This is a genomic window from Prochlorococcus sp. ALOHA_ZT_50, assembly GCF_022447305.1.
In the GTDB taxonomy this organism is placed as follows: domain Bacteria; phylum Cyanobacteriota; class Cyanobacteriia; order PCC-6307; family Cyanobiaceae; genus Prochlorococcus_A.
Window position 1 is genome coordinate 36391 of the sequence record NZ_JAKVCI010000013.1, and the last position, 20314, is coordinate 56704.

Consider the following 20314-nt stretch of genomic DNA (forward strand, 5'->3'; position numbering starts at 1 on the left):
GATATAACTCAATAAATATGTCAAGAGTTTGCGAACTGACTGGTGCAAAAGCTAATAACGGGATGGCAGTGAGTCACTCACATATTCGTACAAAAAAATTGCAACAAGTTAATCTCCAAAAAAGGAGACTTTGGTGGGAAGAAGGCAAAAAATGGGTGAATATTAAAATTAGCACCAAAGCACTAAAGTCTATACAAAAAGTAGGTTTAGATAAATTTGCTAAATCAAATGGAGTTGATTTAAAAAAATTCTAAATTTGATGAGAAATTTAGTTGTAAGTATATTAATATCTTTTATTTTTTTATTTAATTGTAATTCAGCAATCGCTTTTGACTTTGCTCCTGAAGTTGGAGATATTGCTCCAAACTTTCAATTAGAAGGTTTTAATAAAAACATAAAATCAAAAAATATTTGGGAATTAAATGATTTTCAAGGTAAGTGGCTTGTTATGTATTTTTATCCAAAGGACTTTACAGCAGGTTGCACTCTTGAAGCTAAAGGTTTTTCGGAATTAAAAAAAGATTTTTCAAAATATAATGCCGAAATTGTTGGTATTAGTGCTGATAATCAAGATTCTCATGAAAGTTTCTGCAGCGAGAAATCCATAAACTACACTTTATTATCCGATCCTGAAGGAATTATTAGCGATAAATATGGTTCTTGGATTCCTCCATTTTCAGATAGAAATACTTTTTTGATTTCTCCAGAAGGGGAAATTTCTTATAGATGGATAAGTGTTTTACCTATAAATCATGCCAAAGAAGTACTTAATGTACTAAAGAAAAAAATATAAATTTTGCACGAACTTTCATTTGGAACTTGGTTAATTCACATCTCTTCGGTCATTGAATGGATATTTACCATCTTTGTTATATACAAAATTTCTACATTTAAAAAATACAATTTATTTTTTTGGTTAAGCCTCGCTATGGTCCCAAACTTAATAGGTGCTATGTGTGCGATCACTTGGCATATCTATGACAATCAGGAAAATCTTTACGGTCTAGTATCACTTCAAGGAATATTTACATTTATAGGAAATTCAACATTAGCCTTAGCTGCAATAATAATTTTTAAAGGAAAAGAGACTTATGAATGATTTATTTTTTAAATTTATAGAAAAATTAGGTTCAATTGATAACACATTATTGTTCGCAGTATCAATAATTCCATATGCAATATTTTTGTTTTACTTATATAAAATCAAATCTGTTAATATTTTTGTAAAAACAGGATTTTCCTTAACTGTTTTATTCGTATTCATAACTATATTGGTATCTATCTTCACACTAAATTACTATGATAAAACCCTTGTTGAGGTTGACTTCCTGCATGGCTTTGCAGAATCCTTCCTAACTCTAAGTGATTTTGTTATTTTGTTTGGATTTATAAAGTTGTTAAATAGCTTAGAAGTAAACAACTCTTAAGACCTTTTACAATTTTGTGTTTTTTAGGTAAAAGTATTAGAGAATATATGAAAATAACGATTTTTTATGTTTACTACATTATTTGCAGCTGCAGATCCAGCAACTTTTTCTTGGTCTCCAAAGTGTGCCGTCGTAATGATTGCATGTAATGTTTTTGCTTATGCAATTGCTAGAGCAACAATAAGAAAACCTAATGAAGGTTTTGAAATACCTAATTCAAAATTCTATGGTGGTTTAAGTCACGCATCAGTTGTAGGTGCTAATTGCCTAGGTCATATTTTCGGAATTGGAGCAATCTTAGGATTAGCCTCACGTGGTGTTTTATAAAAATTTATTTATTAAATTTTTAATTATCTAACTTAAATTTCTTAACAATTTTATCTGCCATCTGATCAGGCATAAGTCCTAATTTTTCTTTACTCTGATCAGGTGAAGCATGATCAACTAAAACATCAGGTATACCTATTCTGTATACAGGAATATTTATTTCATTATCGTTTAATAATTCAACTATTGCGGAACCAAATCCACCTATTAAGGTTCCTTCTTCCATAGTTACAACTTTTTGAATCCTACTTGCTAAAGGCATAATAAGATTTTTATCGAGAGGTTTAACAAATCTTGCATTAACAATACATGCATTAATGTTCATATTTTTTAAGATCTTTGCTGTTTCGATTGCTGATGCGACCATTGAACCATAAGCAATAATTAAAATATCTTCTCCTTCTTCAAGTATTTCAGCTTCGCCTATATTCAAAGGTTCCCAACCCTCATCCATTACAGCCACTCCTAATCCAGAGCCTCTGGGTATTCTTAGAGCTGTAGGACCATTATGGTTTATTGAAGTTATTAACATTCTCTGTAATTCAGACTCATCTTTTGGAGCCATCAATACAAAATTAGGTATAGATCTCATATAACTGATATCGTACTGACCTTGGTGAGTAGGACCGTCAGCTCCAACTATCCCAGCTCTATCAAGTACGAATGATACAGGTAAATTTTGTATCCCTACATCATGAATTAATTGGTCGAAAGCACGTTGAAGAAAAGTACTATAAATAGCTACAACAGGTTTAAGACCATCGCAAGACATTCCTGCCGCAAGAGTAACTGCATGTTGTTCTGCTATTCCTACATCGATATATTGATCTGGAATATTTTTTTGCAATATATCTAAACCAGTACCTGTAGCCATTGCTGCTGTAATACCAACAACTTTGCTATCTTGTTCACATATTTTCAATAAGGTTTGACCAAATATTTTACTATAACTAACAGGCTTAGGTTTCTTTGATGGAATAGATTTCCCAGTTGTAAGATCAAATGCAGACTGTGCATGATATCCAACCTGATCAGCTTCTGCATAAGGATAACCCTTCCCTTTTGTTGTGACAACATGAACAAGTACAGGTTTTTTAAGTTTATGAGCAGCGTTAAAAGTATTAACTAAATTTCCAATATCATGACCGTCAATTGGACCCATATATGTAAATCCAAGTTCTTCAAAAACAGCTCCAACCTTAGGCACAGATAGTCGTCTAACGCTTCCTTTAATATTTTTGAGTTCTTCTGGGATATCCTTACCAATTAAGGGAATATTTTTTACACTTTCTTGAACACTATCGGACAAAAATTGCAATGGTGGACTTACTCTTACCTTATTTAAGTAAGATGAAAGGGCTCCAACCGGAGGTGAAATAGACATGTCATTATCGTTCAATACTACAACTAAAGGGGTATTTGGTAAGTGACCTGCATGATTTATAGCTTCTAATGCCATTCCTCCAGTTAGTGCTCCATCTCCAATAACAGCGACACATTTATAATTTTCACCTTTTCTATCTCTTGCTATTGCCATTCCTAAAGCAGCAGAAATAGAAGTACTTGCATGTCCAGCACCAAAATGATCAAATTTACTTTCACTTCTTTTTAGATATCCAGCGACTCCATTTTGTTGCCTTAGAGAATCAAATTGACTGAAACGTCCTGTAATTAATTTATGAGGGTAACCTTGATGTCCTACATCCCAAACAACTTTGTCAAAATCAAGATCAAGAGTTTGATATAAAGCCAATGTCAACTCAACTACACCTAATCCAGGACCAAGATGTCCTCCACTAGTAGATACTACCTGAAGATGTCTTTCTCTAATTTGACAAGCAATTTCCTCTAATTGTGAAACTGTTAAGCCATGAAGTTGATTTGGATGACTTAACTCACTTAAAAGCATTTAACAAAAATTGGTATCTATATAATCTAAAACGCCGAGGTGCAAAATGAGTATTTTTTTTGAAATAGATCATGTAATGTTTTATTAGATTAATAATTAATGCTAAAAATATATATATGAATGATTATTTTGAAAAAATACTTCAAGCTGAAGTCTATGAAGTAGCAAAAAAAACACCACTAGAGAAAGCTCATAATTTAAGTAATACACTTAATAATGAAGTTTTTCTAAAAAGAGAAGATCTTCAAGATGTATTTTCATTCAAAGTAAGAGGTGCATATAACAAAATGAGTAAGCTCACCAATTCTCAGCTTTCTCAGGGAGTAATTACTTCAAGTGCTGGTAATCATGCTCAAGGTGTTGCTCTTAGTGCTCTCAAGCTAAATTGCCAAGCGACAATATTAATGCCCATTACAACACCTCTTGTAAAAGTTAATGCTGTGAAAAAGTTAAAAGCAAAAGTTATATTATTTGGTGATAATTATGATGAAACTTACAAAGAAGCAATAAGGATTAGCAAAGAAAGAAATTTATGTTTTATTCATCCTTTTGATGATCCAGATGTAATAGCAGGACAAGGAACTATAGCTATTGAACTTGAACAGCAACTAAAGGAAAAACCTTATGCAATTTATATTGCTGTTGGTGGTGGTGGATTGATATCAGGAATATCCTTATATATTAAAAAAATATGGCCTGAAGTAAAAATAATTGGGGTAGAGCCTGAAGATGCAGACGCTATGACAAAATCTTTGGAAGAATCAAAAATTGTGGAATTATCTTCTGTTGGTCAATTTGCAGATGGAGTGGCGGTTAAAAAAATTGGTAAAAATACTTTTGATATTGGTAGAAAATATATAGATAAGATGATTAGGGTTAATACTGATGAAATATGTGCTGCTATAAAAGATGTTTTTGAGGATACTAGATCAATACTAGAGCCCGCAGGTGCCTTATCAATAGCAGGAATGAAAAAAGATATTTTAAATTCGAATCATTCAAATAGAAAAATGGTTGCGATTGCATGTGGTGCAAATATGAATTTTGAGAGGCTTAGATTTGTAGCAGAAAGAGCAGAACTTGGAGAGTGTAAAGAAGTAATGATGGCTGTTGAAATTCCTGAACGTGCTGGTAGTCTAATTGATTTTTGTAAGTTACTTGATAATAGAAATTTAACTGAATTTAGCTATAGGATGTCAAATTCTAAGAATGCACAGATCTTTGTAGGGGTTCAAGTCTATGGTTTAAATGATAAAAAAAATCTATTAAATGTATTTAGAAATTCTGAGTACTCATTTATTGACATAAGTGATGATGAATTATCTAAAAATCATCTCAGACATATGGTAGGTGGAAGATTACCAAAGAATTTTAAAGAAATGGATAATAGAAACTTTGTTGAGCTTTTATACAGATTTGAGTTTCCTGAAAGGCCTGGCGCATTAATAAACTTCTTAAATAATATGAAATCTAATTGGTCTATAAGCGTATTTCACTACAGGAATTATGGTGCTGATGTAGGGAAAATTGTTATTGGAGTTTTAATCGATAAAAATGAGATTTTAGAGTGGAATAAATTTGTAAGAATTCTAGGCTATAAATTTTGGGATGAAACTCAAAACGATACATATAGATTATTCCTTGGTGCATCAGATTAAATTTAAGGTAAATTAGGAAAGATTTCGGTAATTAAAATCAATCAATCTGATCTAAATACCACGCCAATATCTGATATAGATCTAGTTACTAAAGTTGAAGCTGTTCTATATTTGAAAGGCAGACCAATAACAAAAAAGGATCTTTCAGAAATTACTAATTCTGATATAAACTCAATAAATGATGCAATTAAAGATCTAAAAAATAAATACTCTAATCCCAACTCAGCTATTGAATTAAATGCAGTTAATAACAGTTTTTCTCTCGAACTAAAATCTAGTCTTAATGAATTCGTCGATGATTTACTTCCTTCTGATTTGAAAACATCCGAATTAAGGACATTGGCAACTATTGCGATCAAAAAAAAGATCCTGCAATCGGATCTTATACTTCTTCGAGGTTCAGGTGCTTATGATCATATTAAAGAATTATTAGAAAAGAAATTTATCGTCAAACGGAAGCAAAAAGATGGTAGATCATATTGGCTATCATTATCAGAAAAGTTTTTTCAAACTTTTGCTGTAAGTAATGAATATCTCTCAAATATAGGAAGTGGTAACAATAAGCAGCAATAATAAGTAAATGTTAGGATGTATTAAATTACGACAAGATAATGTTATCTGAGATTTTTGCAGTTCTGGGCCAAACTTTATCAATTTATTCTTTCATATTGATAATAAGAATTTTACTTACATGGTTTCCAGGTATTGATTGGAGTAACGGTGTTTTATCTGCATTAACTTCTATCACAGATCCTTATTTAAACATTTTTAGAGGTATTATCCCTCCAATAGGTGGATTTGATATTTCATCTTTATTAGCTTTTTTACTTTTAAATGTTATTCAAAATTTAATTACAAATCTCCAGTATGCAAGCTTAGGTTATAGCTGAATTTATCTATCATCTCCAGAACCTCTTATCTTCCCTTTAGCAGCTCTTAATTTTAATTTTTCAAGGTTTTGTAATGCAACATCCTCTAAATTGAAATTTAATTCTGTACAAAGATTTGATATGTACCACAAAACATCTCCTAACTCTTTTTTAATACCTAATTTTGATTCGTTATCAAATATTCCATTTTTATCTCTTATAACCTTTTTCACTTTTTCTGCCACCTCACCAGCCTCTCCAACTAAACCAAGAGTTGGATAAATATTATTTGAGCCTAAATCTGGATATTGTGCTGTTTCTCTAGCTTTTTTCTGATAAGTTTTAAAATCCATGACTTAAATAACTAACTTTGGGTATGGTAAATTTATTTATATCTAGCAATATTATCTATATATGTCGAATATTGATTTAAAAAGAAGAACAAAAATAGTAGCAACTATTGGCCCTGCAACTCAATCTGAAGAGATAATTACAAATTTAATTAAAGCTGGAGTAACAACATTCAGATTAAATTTCTCACATGGAGATCATAAAGATCATGCTGAGAGAATAAAAACCATAAGGGAAGTATCAAAAAAGTTAGATATAGATATTGGAATATTGCAAGATCTTCAAGGACCTAAAATACGATTAGGGCGCTTTAAAGATGGGCCAGTAAAAGTTAAAAAAGGCGATAAATTCACACTGACATCAAATGAAGTCGAATGTACAAATACTATTGCAAATGTAACCTACGACAAACTTTCTCAAGAAGTTAGCGAAGGGAAAAGAATACTTTTAGATGATGGAAAAATAGAAATGATTGTAGAAAAAGTTGATACAAAAGCTAATAATTTGGAGTGCATGGTAACTGTAGGAGGGGTTCTTTCAAACAATAAAGGTGTTAATTTTCCAGATGTTCAATTATCAGTAAAAGCATTAACAGAAAAAGATAAAGAGGATTTAAAATTCGGTTTATCTGAAGGAGTTGATTGGATAGCACTAAGTTTCGTAAGAAATCCATCCGATATAAATGAGATAAAAGATTTAATAAACAAAAATGGGCATTCAACTCCTGTAGTCGCAAAAATAGAAAAATTTGAAGCAATTGATCAGATCGATACAGTATTACCCTTATGTGATGGGGTTATGGTTGCAAGAGGTGATTTGGGAGTAGAAATGCCTGCTGAAGAAGTTCCTCTTTTACAAAAGGAATTAATAAGAAAAGCTAATTCATTAGGTATCCCAATAATTACAGCGACTCAAATGCTTGATTCTATGGCTTCTAACCCAAGACCAACTAGGGCCGAAGTTAGTGATGTTGCAAATGCAATTCTGGATGGTACAGATGCTGTAATGCTTTCAAACGAAACTGCAGTTGGCGATTATCCTGTAGAGGCAGTTGAAACGATGGCAACCATAGCAAGAAGAATTGAAAGGGATTATCCACTTAAGGCTATTGAAAGCCACTTACCCAGTACGATCCCAAATGCTATTAGTGCAGCAGTAAGTAATATAGCTAGACAACTTGATGCAGGAGCTATAATCCCTTTAACAAAATCAGGTTCTACCGCTCGAAATGTAAGTAAGTTCAGACCACCAACACCTATCTTGGCAACTACTACAGAGAGAAGTGTAGCGAGAAGATTGCAACTTGTTTGGGGAGTTACTCCAATAGTAGTTAAAAATGATGAAAGAACAGCAAAAACTTTTAGTTTAGCTATGCAAATTGCTCAGGAGATGGGGATCCTAAATCAAGGAGATTTAGTAGTTCAAACCGCAGGTACATTAACTGGAATTAGCGGCTCTACAGATTTAATAAAAGTCGGTTTAGTAAGAAAGATTGTATCAAGAGGAATTTCAATAGGGGAAATCGGTGTTACAGGTAAAGCAAGAATAATTAAAAATAATCTTGATATATCCTTAATTTGCCCAGGAGAAATATTATTTGTTCCGAAGGAATTAATGAAAAATATTCCACTGAGTAAAAATATTGCCGGTATTGTTACGAACCAAAATGTAAATGATGTTTATGCTTTGTTTAACAAAAATAATAAAAAGATTTCTACAATTTGTAATTTAGAAAATATGGATAATCATCAAATCAGTAATGGCGACCTTATTACACTCCAGCTTAATGAAGGTGTTATATACATGGGACAAATTGAAGATGATGATGCAATAGATAAATATAAATATGTCTAGGAATATCTCAATAAAAGAAGCCTTAGGCATGGCCACAAAAACTTTAGTTTCGAACAAATTGAGAAGTTCGTTAACAATGCTGGGGATAATTATAGGAAATGCTTCAGTTATTACACTTGTTGGACTTGGTAGAGGTGCTCAAACATTAGCAAAAAACCAATTAAGTAATTTAGGTGCCAATGTTTTATTCATTGTTCCTGGAAATAATGACACAAGAAGAAGAGGTATTTCATTTCCTAAAAATCTTGTTTTAGAAGATGCACTAGCAATAAGTAATCAAGTCCCAACAGTTAAAAAAGTTGCGCCTCAAATTTCTGCTAACGAAATAGTGCAGTCAAATTCTAAAAGTCTAAATATATCAATTGCAGGAGTTACTCCTGAATTTCTTGAAGTAAGAAGCTTTGAAGTTGATAAGGGAAGATTTATATCTAAGAGTGATATTAATAGTGCAAGAAGTTATGTAGTAATAGGTCCTGATCTTAAAGACGAATTTTTCAAAGATAATTCTTCATCACTTGGGGAAAAAATCAGAATTAAAGATCATACTTATGAAATTATTGGAATATTAAAACCAAAAGGTGCTGTATTTGGAAGTAATCAAGACAAAAATGCTTATATTCCATTAACCACCATGGTCAATAGGATTACAGGGAAGGACCCGACATATGGAGTAAGTTTAAGCTTCATTAGTGTTGAAGCGATAAATAAAAATGCAACTAGTGCCGCTAAATTTCAGATTACTAACTTATTAAGGCAAAGACATAAAATAATCAGAGATGATGACTTTGCGGTTAGATCACAAGAAGATGCATTGAATATAGTAACCAACATAACAAGTGGACTAACGTTTTTATTGGCTGGTATTGGGGCAGTATCTTTAGTGGTTGGAGGCATAGGAATCATGAATATTATGCTCGTTTCTGTAAGCGAAAGGACTGAAGAGATTGGACTTAGAAAAGCAATAGGAGCTAAACAGTCAGATATATTAATTCAATTTTTAATTGAGGCATTGATTTTATCTACAATTGGAGGATTAATTGGAACAACAACGGGATTATCAGGTGTTTTTCTTTTATCTCTGATAACACCACTTCCTGCATCAGTAGGAATTACAACTACTTTTTCCACCATGATCATTTCAGGATCAATAGGTTTAATCTTTGGCGTTTTACCTGCAAAAAGAGCTTCTAAATTAGATCCAATTGTTGCATTGAGAAGTTTATAAATAGAATTTATAATAATGCTCAATTTTTATAAATTAATTGAGATACTGGTGAGTCTTCAATCACTAGTAATAACATCAATGTTACCTGTTTATATTCCACTACCTTTTATCTATAAATCTAGTAATAACTTTGAGTTGCCTATCACATGGCAAATTCCAACCATAATTTTATTAACACTTATATTTCATAAAAAAGTTGTTTTCAGAGCATTTTCTATATATATAATTTTGGGGTTATTTATATTTCCTGTCTTTCATCAAGGAGGTTCAATAGGTTATTTGCTCACTCCAAATTTTGGTTATTTATTAGGTTTATATCCATTAATCAAAATAATTGATAATTTAAATACTAGAAATAAAATAAACGTTGGAAACTTTTTAAAAAATGGATTTATAGCAATAGGTGCTATGCATTTAACTGGAATATTTTACAACTTCATACAAATTATATTCTACAGTCAATTTAATTTATTTTTATATAATTTAGGGAAATACTCATTAGGTAAGATTGGATATCATTTTTTAATGCTTTTTCCACTTTTATTACTTATTAAACCTATAGAACGTTTAAAACGTAGCAAATAATGATTATTAATATAAAAACAAAATTATATTTTGTATCTTTAAGTATTTTTATTGTTCTAATAGATCAATTTACGAAATATTTAATGTTTTATAATAAAAAATTATTTATTAATAAAGATTTTCTTTTATTCAAATTAGACTTTGTAAAAAATTACGGAGCAGCATTTAACATATTTAGTGGTAGTAGAGTATTTTTATCTTTAATAAGTATTTTTTTTTCTATATTACTTATTTATTTGATATTTAGGAAGAATACTTTAAACTCATTCGATCTATATTCTTATAGCTTTATTCTTGGGGGAACTATTGGTAATGGTATAGATAGGATATATAGAGGTTTTGTAGTTGATTTTATAAATTTAAATATTATAAATTTTCCAGTATTTAATATTGCTGATATATCTATTAATATTGGTTTCATTATTTTACTGTATAACATTTTTAAAAATAATCGATAAAATGAATTACTTGAAATTAAAGTATATAAAGTATGTAGTATTGATATTATTTCTTTATATTTTATTTTCCATATTTGTAAGAATAGTAAATATTTATACTCTTTTATTTTTAATTATAATTATTTATACTTTTTATAATATTGATAAAAAATTATTTAAAAAAATAGTTTATAAAGTTATATATAAAAATAAAAAAAATACACTTTCATTCAAAAATACATATGGTGCTGCCAAGATAAGTTTGGAAGGGGTCGAGAAAATTAATAAAAAAATTAACGATAAAGTAAAAGTTGAATTGTTAAATTACCAAAAAAATAAACTAGAGTCCCAATTAAAAACAGGAGATTATAAAGTTACTCTTTTTGGAGCAGGTTCCTCAGGAAAAACATCTATAGCAAGATCTTTATTGAAAAATATTGTCGGACAAACCTCAGCAAAAATAGGTACAACAAAGCAAATTAATAGCTATAAAATTCGTATACCAATTTTAAAAAGAAACATTAATATAGTTGATACTCCGGGTTTATTCGAACCATCTAAATTAGGAGAAGAAAGAGAAAAAGCAACAATTATACAAGCATCAAATTCTGACTTAGTTCTTTTTGTGTTAGATCAGGACATAAATAAATACGAAAACTATTTAATTAAAGAATTATTAAAATTAAGAAAAAAAATAATAATAGTTCTAAATAAATGTGATTTGAGGTCTAGAGATGAAAATAACCTCATCAAAGAAAATATAATTTCTATAACTTCCGCTAGAAAAAATAAAATTTCAGTTGTTCAAACAATTGCAGTACCTCAACAATCTCCCTATATAAAATCAGATGCTTTAAATTTAGTTCCAGAGGTAGGAAGTTTATTTAGAGAAATAATTGAAACGCTCGATAATAATGGTGAAGAGTTATTGGCGGATAATATTCTTTTTCGCTCAAATAAGTTAGGTATTAAAAGTAAAAATTTCGTACAAGAACAAAGATATTTAATGTCAAATAAAGTGATTAATAAATATATGTGGATAACAGGAGGAGTAATACTAGTTAATCCACTACCAGCTGTTGATTTTCTTACTACTACCTCCGTAAACCTTCAAATGATAATGGAGTTATCAAAAATATATGAAATAAAGCTTACAAAAAAAGATGCAAAAGATTTGGCGACTTCATTGCTAAGCGCATTGGCTAAACAAGGAATACTAAAAGGGGGTCTCGCCATTCTTTCTCCTGCTTTAGCTACAAGCTTGACTAAAATAATATTATCTAAATCTATACAATCAGTTACAGCAGGCTGGTTAATAAGAATAGTAGGACTAAGTTTGATTGAATATTTTAAAAATGGTCAAGATTGGGGAGATGGAGGAATTCAAGAAGTAGTAGATAAGATCTATAGAATAAGTAAAAGAGAGGATATTTTAAATAATTTCGTAAAAGAAGCTATTTCAAAAATTGAAATGAAAAAATATTTTAAATCAAATAAAAGTTTGCCTCCATTTACTAATTAATATTGGATAATTGATCATTTAGATAAGTTCTGAAATCAAAGATAGTTATTAATAGTAAATAAGCAATGCAAATAGCTATAGAGATAAACCCTGTTACTATTGCAATAATTTTTGGTCTACCCATATTCATTAGTTAAGCATCTAAAAGTCTCAAAAGTTCTTCAATATGAGATTCTTTTGTATTGTAATTTCCCATGACAACCCGTAAAAAATATTTACCTTTAAATTTTGGTCTAGAAAGCATAAAATTATTGTTAATTAGTTCATTAACTTTAGTTTGAGTCCATGCATCAGAGTCTTTTGGCTCAAGTTTATTTGGTAAGAATGAAACAATATGAAGAGGACCTGAATATATATCAAATTTATTTTTACTAATATTTTTTACAAAAAAATCTTTTCTTTTAATTGATGATTTTAATATATTTTCTATTCCTTTGAGACCTAAAAAACGTAACCCAAGCCATAGTTTGATAACCTCTGCAGGTCTAGAACCTTGTATGCCTATTTCTCCTCTATTTATAATATTTTCTTTAGATGATATATATGGTAGTCCAGTATTAAAAGTATTTTCTAAAGTACTCATATTTGAAACCAATAACAAAGATGAAGTCTTTGTAATGCCAATAATTTTTTGTGGATTTATCGTTATCGAATTAGCCTGATTAATATTATTTAGACCTTCTATTGGAATAGAAGTTATAGCAAAAATCCCTCCAATTGAACCATCAATATGTAACCATATGTTTCTTTGTTTACAGATTTCACTTATTTCTTTAATAGGATCAATGGCTCCTCTTACAGTTGTCCCAAGGGTGGCAACAATAGCAAATATTTTTTTATTTTCTATTGAACATTTATCTAAAGAGTTTCTCAGATCGTTTATATCCATTCGACCTTGATTATCAGTTTTAATCCTGACAAGATTCCTAGTATCAAGACCCATTACTCTTATACATTTAACGAAGGAAGAATGAGCATCTTCACTAACAAGTAATACAGAATTAGGATTTGTACCTAATCCAGCATTATTTCTAGCTGCTATAAGTGCATTCAGATTACTTAATGTACCTCCGCTAGCAGCTATACCTCCTGAGAAATCATTAAACCCTATTTTCTTGGCAAACCATTTGCATAATGATTCCTCAAGCAAGGTTACACTTGGTGATAACTCGTAAGCGAGAAGATTATTATTTAAACCAGCAGCAATTAAATCTCCCAAAATAGAGAAAATTAAAGGTGGGGGATCAAGGTGAGCTAGTGAGCCAGGATGAACGGGATTAAATGAATTATTCAAAAGAGATTCAATCTCAGAAAACAAATCTTCCTCAGAGTTACCATCTTCCGCAGGCATAATACAATTGAAACTCTCATCAAAAGGTAAAGGACCATTTTTATCAGCTTTAGAGAACCAGTCACAAAGAGTTTGACTTGCTCTATTCAGAAGAGTAATCAATTTGTCATTAGTCCCTAAATATGAGGGGAAATATATATCTTTATTATTAATTAAATCTTCAGCCATCAGATAAGATATCTATTAATAATTCTATTCTCAATATTGGTAAATGAGATATATTTTTGAAAATGGAAATAGTAATAAAGATCAACAAAAAAAAACAAATAATTCAAAATACACTTTGTGGATGAATTCGATATTAAGAAGATCCAAAGAAATTGGAAAAGTTGAGCTACCAATCTGTTCAATAATTTTAGATGAGAGAGGAAGATGTATCGGGAGAGGGGTTAACAGGAGGAATATAAATAAAGACCCATTAGGTCATGCTGAGATAATGGCACTTAGGCAGGCATCTCTAATAAAAAATGATTGGAGATTTAATGAATGTACTATTATCACAAATTTAGAACCTTGTACTATGTGTTCCTCTGCTCTTATTCAAGCGCGGATGGGTAAAGTTATTTTCGGGGCTTACGATAAGAAAAGAGGTGGATTGGGTGGCTCAATTGACCTATCAAAACATGAAAGTGCTCATCACAAAATGGAAATTGTAGGAGGTATTTTAGAAGACGAATGCAGTAAAATTTTACAATTATGGTTTAAAAAGTTGAGGACTCAAAAATAGAATATTTTTTTAACTCAGTATCAAATAGGTTTAATAATCTGTCTACATTCTCCTCACTTGAGTTAAAGCCCATTAATCCTATGCGCCATACCTTACCAGACAATTCTCCAAGTCCATTTCCTATTTCTATTCCAAAGTTTCTTAAAAGATGATTTCTAAAACCATCCCCATCAACTGCTGGAGGTATTTTAACTGTGGTTAAAGTTGGCAATCTATAATCCTCTGATACATGTAATTCCATTCCAAGACTTTCTAAACCATTCCACAATTTCTTTGCATTAGTATTATGTCTATTCCAAACATTTTCTAAACCCTCATTCGCAATTAATCGTAAACCTTCACGAATAGCAAAATTCATATTTACAGGGGCAGTATGATGGTAAACACGATCAGAACCCCAATATTTATTTAATAGAGATAAATCTAAATACCAGTTAGGTACTTTTGTTTTTCTTGAACTTAGTTTTTCTTCAGCTCTTTTATTCATTGTAAAAGGGCTTAATCCTGGGGGACAACTTAATCCCTTTTGACTACAACTGTATGCTAGATCAATTTTCCATTCGTCAATCAATAGTTCTAGAGCTCCAAGAGAAGTAACTGCATCAACTAAAAACAAGCAGTTATTTTTTCTACATACATCCCCAATACCATCAAGAGGTTGTAAAACACCACTTGATGTTTCAGCATGGACAATAGCAAAAATTGCTGGTTTTTTAGTTTCTATTTCATACTTGATTTCTTCATAAGAAAAGGATTCACCCCAAGGTTTTTCAATAACAGATACATCTGCTTTATATCTTGTTGCCATATCAACAAGTCTGTCTCCAAAATATCCTTTTTTAGCGATAAGAATTTTTTCTCCTTCCTCTATAAAATTAGCTATTGATGCTTCCATAGCTGCACTTCCAGTACCACTCATTGGAAGAGTCAGACGATTATTACATTGCCAGGTATATCTTAGAAGTTGTTGAACATCAGACATCAATGAAATATATGCTTCATCTAAGTGACCAATAGGATTCAAAGAAAGAGCGCTTAAGACTTCTGGATGTGCGTTTGAAGGACCAGGACCTAATAAAAGTCTAGAGGGAACATAAGTCTTTGAGAAATGAGATAAATTCTCTTCATTTAAAGCCGAAATAAGTTTTGCTTCTGTCAAAGCATTACATTCAATTACTTTTAAATTAAACTAATATCGCCACATAAGCGATATTTATTTAAAGAAATTCATTCAATTTAAATATTTAGGTAAACAATTATTAAACTTATGACTTGAAACACTAAAAGAAGACATCAAGTCTTAAAAAAAGTTACCGTTGATACATAACAAGAATCATCAAGTTATTAATTTCATATAAGGTATTACAAAATTATGTCTAAATCTCCTCAAGATGTTTTAAGTCAAATTAAAGACGAAGGAATTGAACTCATCGATTTAAAATTCACTGATATTCATGGAAAATGGCAACATTTAACTCTTACATCAGACATGATAGAGGAGGATTCTTTTACAGAAGGTTTGGCATTTGATGGCTCATCAATAAGAGGTTGGAAAGCAATTAATGCCTCGGATATGTCAATGGTGCCCGATGCAAGTACAGCTTGGATAGATCCTTTTTATAAACATAAAACTCTAAGTATGATTTGCTCTATTCAAGAGCCAAGAAGCGGGGAACCTTATGATAGGTGTCCAAGAGCTTTAGCTCAAAAGGCATTAAAATATTTAGACTCGACTGGTATAGCAGATACTGCATTTTTTGGACCAGAACCAGAATTCTTTTTATTTGATGATGTTAGATATGACTCTAAAGAAGGAGGTTGTTTTTATAGTGTAGATACTATTGAAGCTCCATGGAATACAGGGAGAATTGAAGAAGGGGGAAACTTAGGATACAAAATACAATATAAAGAAGGATATTTTCCAGTAGCTCCAAATGATACTGCGCAAGATATCAGATCTGAGATGCTTCTTCTTATGGGTGAATTAGGTATCCCCACAGAAAAACATCACCATGAAGTTGCTGGTGCCGGCCAACACGAGCTTGGAATGAAATTTGATTCGTTAATAAATGCTGCTGATAACGTTATGACTTATAAATACGTTGTCAGAAATGTTGCAAAAAAATATGGAAAAACAGCAACATTTATGCCCAAACCTGTTTTTAACGACAACGGAACAGGAATGCATGTTCACCAAAGTTTATGGAAGAGTGGACAGCCACTATTCTTTGGTGAAGGATCATATGCAAATTTATCTCAAACAGCAAGATGGTACATCGGAGGCATACTTAAACATGCACCATCATTCTTAGCATTTACTAACCCAACTACAAATAGTTATAAACGATTGGTTCCAGGATTCGAAGCACCTGTAAATCTAGTTTATTCTGAGGGTAATAGATCAGCTGCAGTAAGAATACCTTTAACAGGTCCAAGCCCTAAAGCTAAAAGATTAGAATTCAGATCAGGTGACGCACTTGCAAATCCTTACTTAGCATTCTCTGTAATGATGCTTGCTGGTATTGATGGAATTAAAAATCAAATTGATCCTGGTGATGGAGTAGATGTAGATTTATTTGAACTTCCAGCTGATGAACTTGCAAAAATTGATACAGTACCTTCATCTCTAAATGACTCACTTAATGCGCTAAAAGCAGATAAGGATTATCTATTAGCTGGTGGAGTATTTACTGAAGATTTTATTGATAACTTTATCGATATAAAATACGAAGAGGTACAACAACTAAGACAAAGGCCTCATCCACATGAATTCTTCATGTATTACGATGCATAATTAAAAGAACTCATTAGTTTAAATTAATCAATTTGAGAAATATCACAAAATATTCTCAAATTGATTTTTTTTTTGTTGGAATATATATATATAAATTGAAAAATGGCTAGGGAATCTATCTCAAAAATTGCATATAAAACGCTACAACAAAGTAAAAGCATTGCAGGTTTCGCTCACAAGCAGATTAGTTCAAGATTAATGAACTTTATTCTTCCCGATTCAAAGCTTGAAAATTTTAATATAGATAGAGACCTTCTTATGCAAATCCAAAATTCAATGGATATCTTAAGAGAAGAAGATTGGAATGATGCAGAAAAAAATATATATCCAAAAAAATTATTGTTTGACGAACCATGGCTTAGATATCTAACTCAATATCCTAAAATTTGGCTTGATATGCCTAATACATGGGATAGACGCAGAAAACAAAACTTTGATGATCTTCCAAAATCAATTGATAAAGATAATTATCCTCAATATTACTTGAGAAATTTTCATCATCAAACAGATGGTTATTTATCAGATTTTTCAGCTAGCATTTATGACCTACAAGTTGAGATACTTTTCAATGGTAGTGCTGACTCAATGAGGAGAAGAATAATTAAGCCAATAAAAGAAGGACTTGAAATTTTTAGAGATAGAAAAAAAAGTTCTATAAAAATACTTGATGTGGCTACAGGATCAGGAAGAACATTAAAACAATTAAGAGCAGCATTTCCTAAAGAAAAAATTACAGGCATTGATTTATCTGATTCATACTTAAAAGAGGCAAGTAGATATATTTCAGATTTAGATGGAGATTTAATTCAGTTAATAAAAGGTAATGCTGAAGAATTACCTTTTGAAAATGATAGTTTTCAATGCATTTCTTGTGTTTACTTATTTCATGAATTACCTAGAACAATTAGAGCTAAAGTATTAAATGAATTTTTTAGAGTTCTTGAACCTGGCGGAATATTAGTTTTAGCTGATTCAATTCAAATAAGTGATTCACCTGACTTTACATCCGTAATGGAAAGCTTCTATAAATCTTTTCATGAGCCTTTTTATTGTGATTACATAAAAGAGGATATAGATTCTAAAATTGAGGATGTAGGGTTTAAAGATGTAAAATCAAATTCCTTTTTTATGACCAAAGTATGGTCTGCTGTAAAGTAAATAAAAACTTCTATGACCTATTGGGATAAAGATACTATTCAGCTTGTTCAAAGTCTTAATGACAAATTAAAGATTGATCATTCTAAATGGCATAAAGATAAAGGAAATAAATATAAACGATCTGCAGAACTAATTTCGGCGGGATTATGCCATTTAATTATTTCTTGTAATGAGAAGGAAACTATTGAGTATATAGAAGAAAGTATTAAATGGTTAAAAGAAATTAACGTAGATCAACCTTGCCCTAGTAAAAATCACCTTTTTAAAGCCAACTGAAGCCTATTACCTTTACTACTCCATCTAATATCATCAAAACATTCATTAATAATGTATAGGCCACGGCCATTTACACTACTTATTTTTTTTGGTAATTTGTAGTCTCTTTTTTTTATTTCTAAACCATTACCTTGATCTTGAATTTGCCAAACACACCAATTAGGAGTAATTATTCTTCTTACTCTAATATTTTTTTTAGGATCTAATTTATTTCCATGTTTTACTGCGTTAACTAGAGCTTCATGTAAACCAAGTTTTATAAGATAGCTTGATTGAGAATTTTTAATAGGTTCTAATAATTGATCGACAAATTCATTTAACTGTAATGATGATTCGAATTCGTAGTTTGACCAGTTAATCTTTGGTCTTTTAAAAAATTTTTTTAAAATATTTTTGCCCCGAAGTAAGGACATAATAATATTTTGATACTGTCTTAATTTTAACTTATTAAATACCTCAATTTAAAGAATATTATTATGTCTCTCTGCAATAGCAGGATGCCGTAGGATGGAGTCCATAAGTCTTACTCCTCTTAGTTGATTTATTAAAGGCATATGTCCATCAGGAGCATCCAATGACCAGCAAAAAGATCCAGGATATCTAGTCCATAAGCCCTCTTTTTTCCAACCTATTTTCGGCCACATTAATTCATATTTTTTCCCTACTGATTTTAATATCTTTGCTTGAATTGAGAATCCAAATCTACCAGTAGAATAAATAGTCCATAATCTATCTATTGTTTCTAGATCTTTACCTGACATATTCTTAACTTCACTATAGAAAACATATCCACGTTTTTCAGCTAATTTTCCAGCTAATTTTCGTAAATAGGAACTTGTTAATCTATCTGCCTCTTCAAATTTTTGCTCAACCAACATCAATTGCAAATCTTCATAATTAATATCAATATCTGAATATGTATTAAACCAATTATTGAATTTAGAGTTTTCAAAGAATTCAGGCTTAAATTTTTTTAAAACTTGCAATATCCAACCAGCAGCCCAGTCATCTCCATCACTATCAAAGATATCAAAAAGTGAAGGGCCAAGATTAAAAATATTTTCGACTTCAGATTCTATTTGAGTTAATGAATTTATTCTTTTTCTTTGATTGGAATCTACAAATTTTTTTATAAGATCTAATGTAGCATTACTATAGTTATCCTGTTCTTTGTTATTCATTTTAAAAAATCAATCTAAAAAAATAAAAACTATCCATGTATTTCAAAAGAAAAGAACTAGAGAAATTTAGAAGTTTTAAAGGACCACTTATAGATGTTAGAAGCCCGAGTGAATATTATAAAGGACACCTGCCTAATTCTATTAACATTCCACTATTTGATAATGATGAGAGATCTATAATTGGCACGATTTATAAAAAAGAAGGAAGAAAAAAAGCAGTCATAGAGGGATTAAAATTTTTTGAAAAAAAAATGGAATTACTTCTTGATAATTTATTCATGAGTATTGAGTCTTATAAAAATTCTCCTAATAAAGATAATGATTTATTTATCAAAATATATTGCTCTAGAGGAGGAATGCGTTCACAAAGCATTGCTTGGTTACTAGAAAAATATAAATTAAATCCAATAACACTTAATGGAGGATACAAAATATATAGAAGATGGGTATTAGATAGTTTTTCAAATAAGTTGAATTTAGTAGTTATTGGCGGGAAAACGGGAACAGGGAAGACAAGATTATTATCATTACTTGATAAATATAAATATCAAACTATTGATCTTGAAGGATTTGCTTGTCATAGAGGAAGTACATTTGGAGGTTTAGGAATGAAAGAACAACCTTCAAATGAACAATTTGAAAATAAAATCGCAGAAAAATTAA

Annotated in this window: 24 protein-coding genes; 18 read left to right on the forward strand and 6 right to left on the reverse strand. The window is 30.6% G+C overall.

From position 1 onward, the window contains the following. Positions 1-17 precede the first annotated feature (17 nt). The 5 genes from rpmB (at position 18) to psaK (ending at position 1754) form a co-directional block, all read left to right on the forward strand. Positions 18-254 carry a 50S ribosomal protein L28 gene (gene rpmB / locus MK115_RS04695; RefSeq protein WP_025881448.1) on the forward strand — a complete coding sequence of 79 codons (237 nt, stop codon included), beginning with the start codon at positions 18-20 and terminating at the stop codon, positions 252-254. A 5-nt stretch (positions 255-259) separates the two neighbouring features. Beyond that, the gene (locus tag MK115_RS04700) at positions 260-793 is read left to right on the forward strand and encodes a peroxiredoxin (RefSeq protein ID WP_287609759.1); all 534 of its coding nucleotides are present in this window, start codon (positions 260-262) and stop codon (positions 791-793) included. Positions 794-796: 3 nt separating this feature from the next. After that, the gene (locus MK115_RS04705) at positions 797-1099 is read left to right on the forward strand and encodes a DUF2499 domain-containing protein (RefSeq protein ID WP_287609761.1); all 303 of its coding nucleotides are present in this window, start codon (positions 797-799) and stop codon (positions 1097-1099) included. Continuing rightward, the gene (locus MK115_RS04710) at positions 1092-1427 is read left to right on the forward strand and encodes a DUF3593 domain-containing protein (RefSeq protein WP_025890776.1); all 336 of its coding nucleotides are present in this window, start codon (positions 1092-1094) and stop codon (positions 1425-1427) included. The genes MK115_RS04705 and MK115_RS04710 overlap by 8 nt, the downstream gene beginning before the upstream one ends. A gap of 66 nt (positions 1428-1493) precedes the next feature. Continuing rightward, entirely contained in the window at positions 1494-1754 is a 261-nt protein-coding gene (gene psaK, locus MK115_RS04715; RefSeq protein WP_011818394.1) for a photosystem I reaction center subunit PsaK, read from the forward strand. A 19-nt stretch (positions 1755-1773) separates the two neighbouring features. On the opposite strand, the gene dxs is transcribed toward psaK, so the two are convergent. Beyond that, positions 1774-3663, reverse strand: a complete 1890-nt coding sequence (gene dxs / locus MK115_RS04720) for a 1-deoxy-D-xylulose-5-phosphate synthase (protein WP_287609782.1) — start codon at positions 3661-3663, stop codon at positions 1774-1776. Positions 3664-3779: 116 nt separating this feature from the next. Between dxs and ilvA the strand changes: the two genes are divergently transcribed. From ilvA to MK115_RS04735, 3 genes are all read left to right on the forward strand, one after another. Further along, positions 3780-5321: a threonine ammonia-lyase, biosynthetic gene (ilvA, locus tag MK115_RS04725; RefSeq protein ID WP_287609784.1), complete on the forward strand. Its 1542-nt coding sequence runs from the start codon at positions 3780-3782 to the stop codon at positions 5319-5321. Positions 5322-5387: 66 nt separating this feature from the next. Next, a complete protein-coding gene (scpB, locus tag MK115_RS04730; RefSeq protein WP_029969066.1) occupies positions 5388-5894 on the forward strand; it encodes an SMC-Scp complex subunit ScpB in 507 nt (168 codons plus the stop codon). Between the two features lie 38 nt (positions 5895-5932). Next, on the forward strand, positions 5933-6211 hold the full coding sequence (locus MK115_RS04735) for a YggT family protein (RefSeq protein WP_002807500.1): 279 nt from the start codon (positions 5933-5935) through the stop codon (positions 6209-6211). 2 nt (positions 6212-6213) lie between these two features. Here MK115_RS04735 and MK115_RS04740 read toward each other — a convergent pair whose 3' ends face one another. Beyond that, positions 6214-6543, reverse strand: coding sequence for a nucleoside triphosphate pyrophosphohydrolase family protein (locus tag MK115_RS04740; RefSeq protein WP_025881386.1), 330 nt, complete (start codon positions 6541-6543; stop codon positions 6214-6216). A gap of 61 nt (positions 6544-6604) precedes the next feature. On the opposite strand from MK115_RS04740, the gene pyk reads away from it, so the two are divergent. Genes pyk through MK115_RS04765 form a run of 5 tightly spaced genes read left to right on the forward strand, consistent with a single transcriptional unit; the run spans position 6605 to position 12164 of the window. Then, entirely contained in the window at positions 6605-8395 is a 1791-nt protein-coding gene (gene pyk, locus MK115_RS04745) for a pyruvate kinase (RefSeq protein WP_287609789.1), read from the forward strand. Continuing rightward, the gene (locus MK115_RS04750; protein ID WP_287609790.1) at positions 8388-9620 is read left to right on the forward strand and encodes an ABC transporter permease; all 1233 of its coding nucleotides are present in this window, start codon (positions 8388-8390) and stop codon (positions 9618-9620) included. Before pyk ends, MK115_RS04750 begins: the two co-directional genes overlap by 8 nt. A gap of 48 nt (positions 9621-9668) precedes the next feature. Further along, positions 9669-10205, forward strand: a complete 537-nt coding sequence (locus MK115_RS04755; RefSeq protein WP_287609792.1) for a biotin transporter BioY — start codon at positions 9669-9671, stop codon at positions 10203-10205. Next, a complete protein-coding gene (gene lspA / locus MK115_RS04760; protein WP_075508017.1) occupies positions 10205-10663 on the forward strand; it encodes a signal peptidase II in 459 nt (152 codons plus the stop codon). Before MK115_RS04755 ends, lspA begins: the two co-directional genes overlap by 1 nt. A gap of 1 nt (position 10664) precedes the next feature. After that, positions 10665-12164, forward strand: a complete 1500-nt coding sequence (locus MK115_RS04765; protein ID WP_287609795.1) for a DUF697 domain-containing protein — start codon at positions 10665-10667, stop codon at positions 12162-12164. A gap of 133 nt (positions 12165-12297) precedes the next feature. On the opposite strand, the gene MK115_RS04770 is transcribed toward MK115_RS04765, so the two are convergent. After that, positions 12298-13683 (reverse strand): pyridoxal phosphate-dependent decarboxylase family protein, encoded by a 1386-nt coding sequence (locus tag MK115_RS04770; RefSeq protein WP_287609796.1) that lies wholly within the window; start codon positions 13681-13683, stop codon positions 12298-12300. A gap of 43 nt (positions 13684-13726) precedes the next feature. Between MK115_RS04770 and MK115_RS04775 the strand changes: the two genes are divergently transcribed. Beyond that, a complete protein-coding gene (locus MK115_RS04775; protein ID WP_287609797.1) occupies positions 13727-14242 on the forward strand; it encodes a nucleoside deaminase in 516 nt (171 codons plus the stop codon). On the opposite strand, the gene MK115_RS04780 is transcribed toward MK115_RS04775, so the two are convergent. Continuing rightward, positions 14217-15401 carry a pyridoxal-phosphate-dependent aminotransferase family protein gene (locus MK115_RS04780; protein WP_287609799.1) on the reverse strand — a complete coding sequence of 395 codons (1185 nt, stop codon included), beginning with the start codon at positions 15399-15401 and terminating at the stop codon, positions 14217-14219. The genes MK115_RS04775 and MK115_RS04780 overlap by 26 nt on opposite strands. Before the next feature lie 213 nt (positions 15402-15614). On the opposite strand from MK115_RS04780, the gene glnA reads away from it, so the two are divergent. The 3 genes from glnA (at position 15615) to MK115_RS04795 (ending at position 18470) form a co-directional block, all read left to right on the forward strand. Next, complete coding sequence (gene glnA / locus MK115_RS04785; RefSeq protein ID WP_011818380.1) at positions 15615-17036, forward strand: type I glutamate--ammonia ligase; 1422 nt, start codon at positions 15615-15617, stop codon at positions 17034-17036. A gap of 102 nt (positions 17037-17138) precedes the next feature. Next, a complete protein-coding gene (locus MK115_RS04790) occupies positions 17139-18194 on the forward strand; it encodes a class I SAM-dependent methyltransferase (protein WP_287609801.1) in 1056 nt (351 codons plus the stop codon). Between the two features lie 12 nt (positions 18195-18206). Continuing rightward, positions 18207-18470, forward strand: coding sequence for a DUF6439 family protein (locus MK115_RS04795; protein WP_032518874.1), 264 nt, complete (start codon positions 18207-18209; stop codon positions 18468-18470). Here MK115_RS04795 and MK115_RS04800 read toward each other — a convergent pair. Both MK115_RS04800 and MK115_RS04805 read right to left on the reverse strand, forming a co-directional pair. Beyond that, on the reverse strand, positions 18449-18883 hold the full coding sequence (locus MK115_RS04800) for an ATP-binding protein (protein ID WP_079323125.1): 435 nt from the start codon (positions 18881-18883) through the stop codon (positions 18449-18451). The genes MK115_RS04795 and MK115_RS04800 overlap by 22 nt on opposite strands. Positions 18884-18931: 48 nt before the next feature. Then, on the reverse strand, positions 18932-19651 hold the full coding sequence (locus tag MK115_RS04805; RefSeq protein WP_287609804.1) for a GUN4 domain-containing protein: 720 nt from the start codon (positions 19649-19651) through the stop codon (positions 18932-18934). A gap of 35 nt (positions 19652-19686) precedes the next feature. On the opposite strand from MK115_RS04805, the gene mnmH reads away from it, so the two are divergent. Continuing rightward, positions 19687-20314: tRNA 2-selenouridine(34) synthase MnmH (gene mnmH, locus MK115_RS04810; protein WP_287609806.1), on the forward strand; the 628-nt coding region annotated here is incomplete at its 3' end.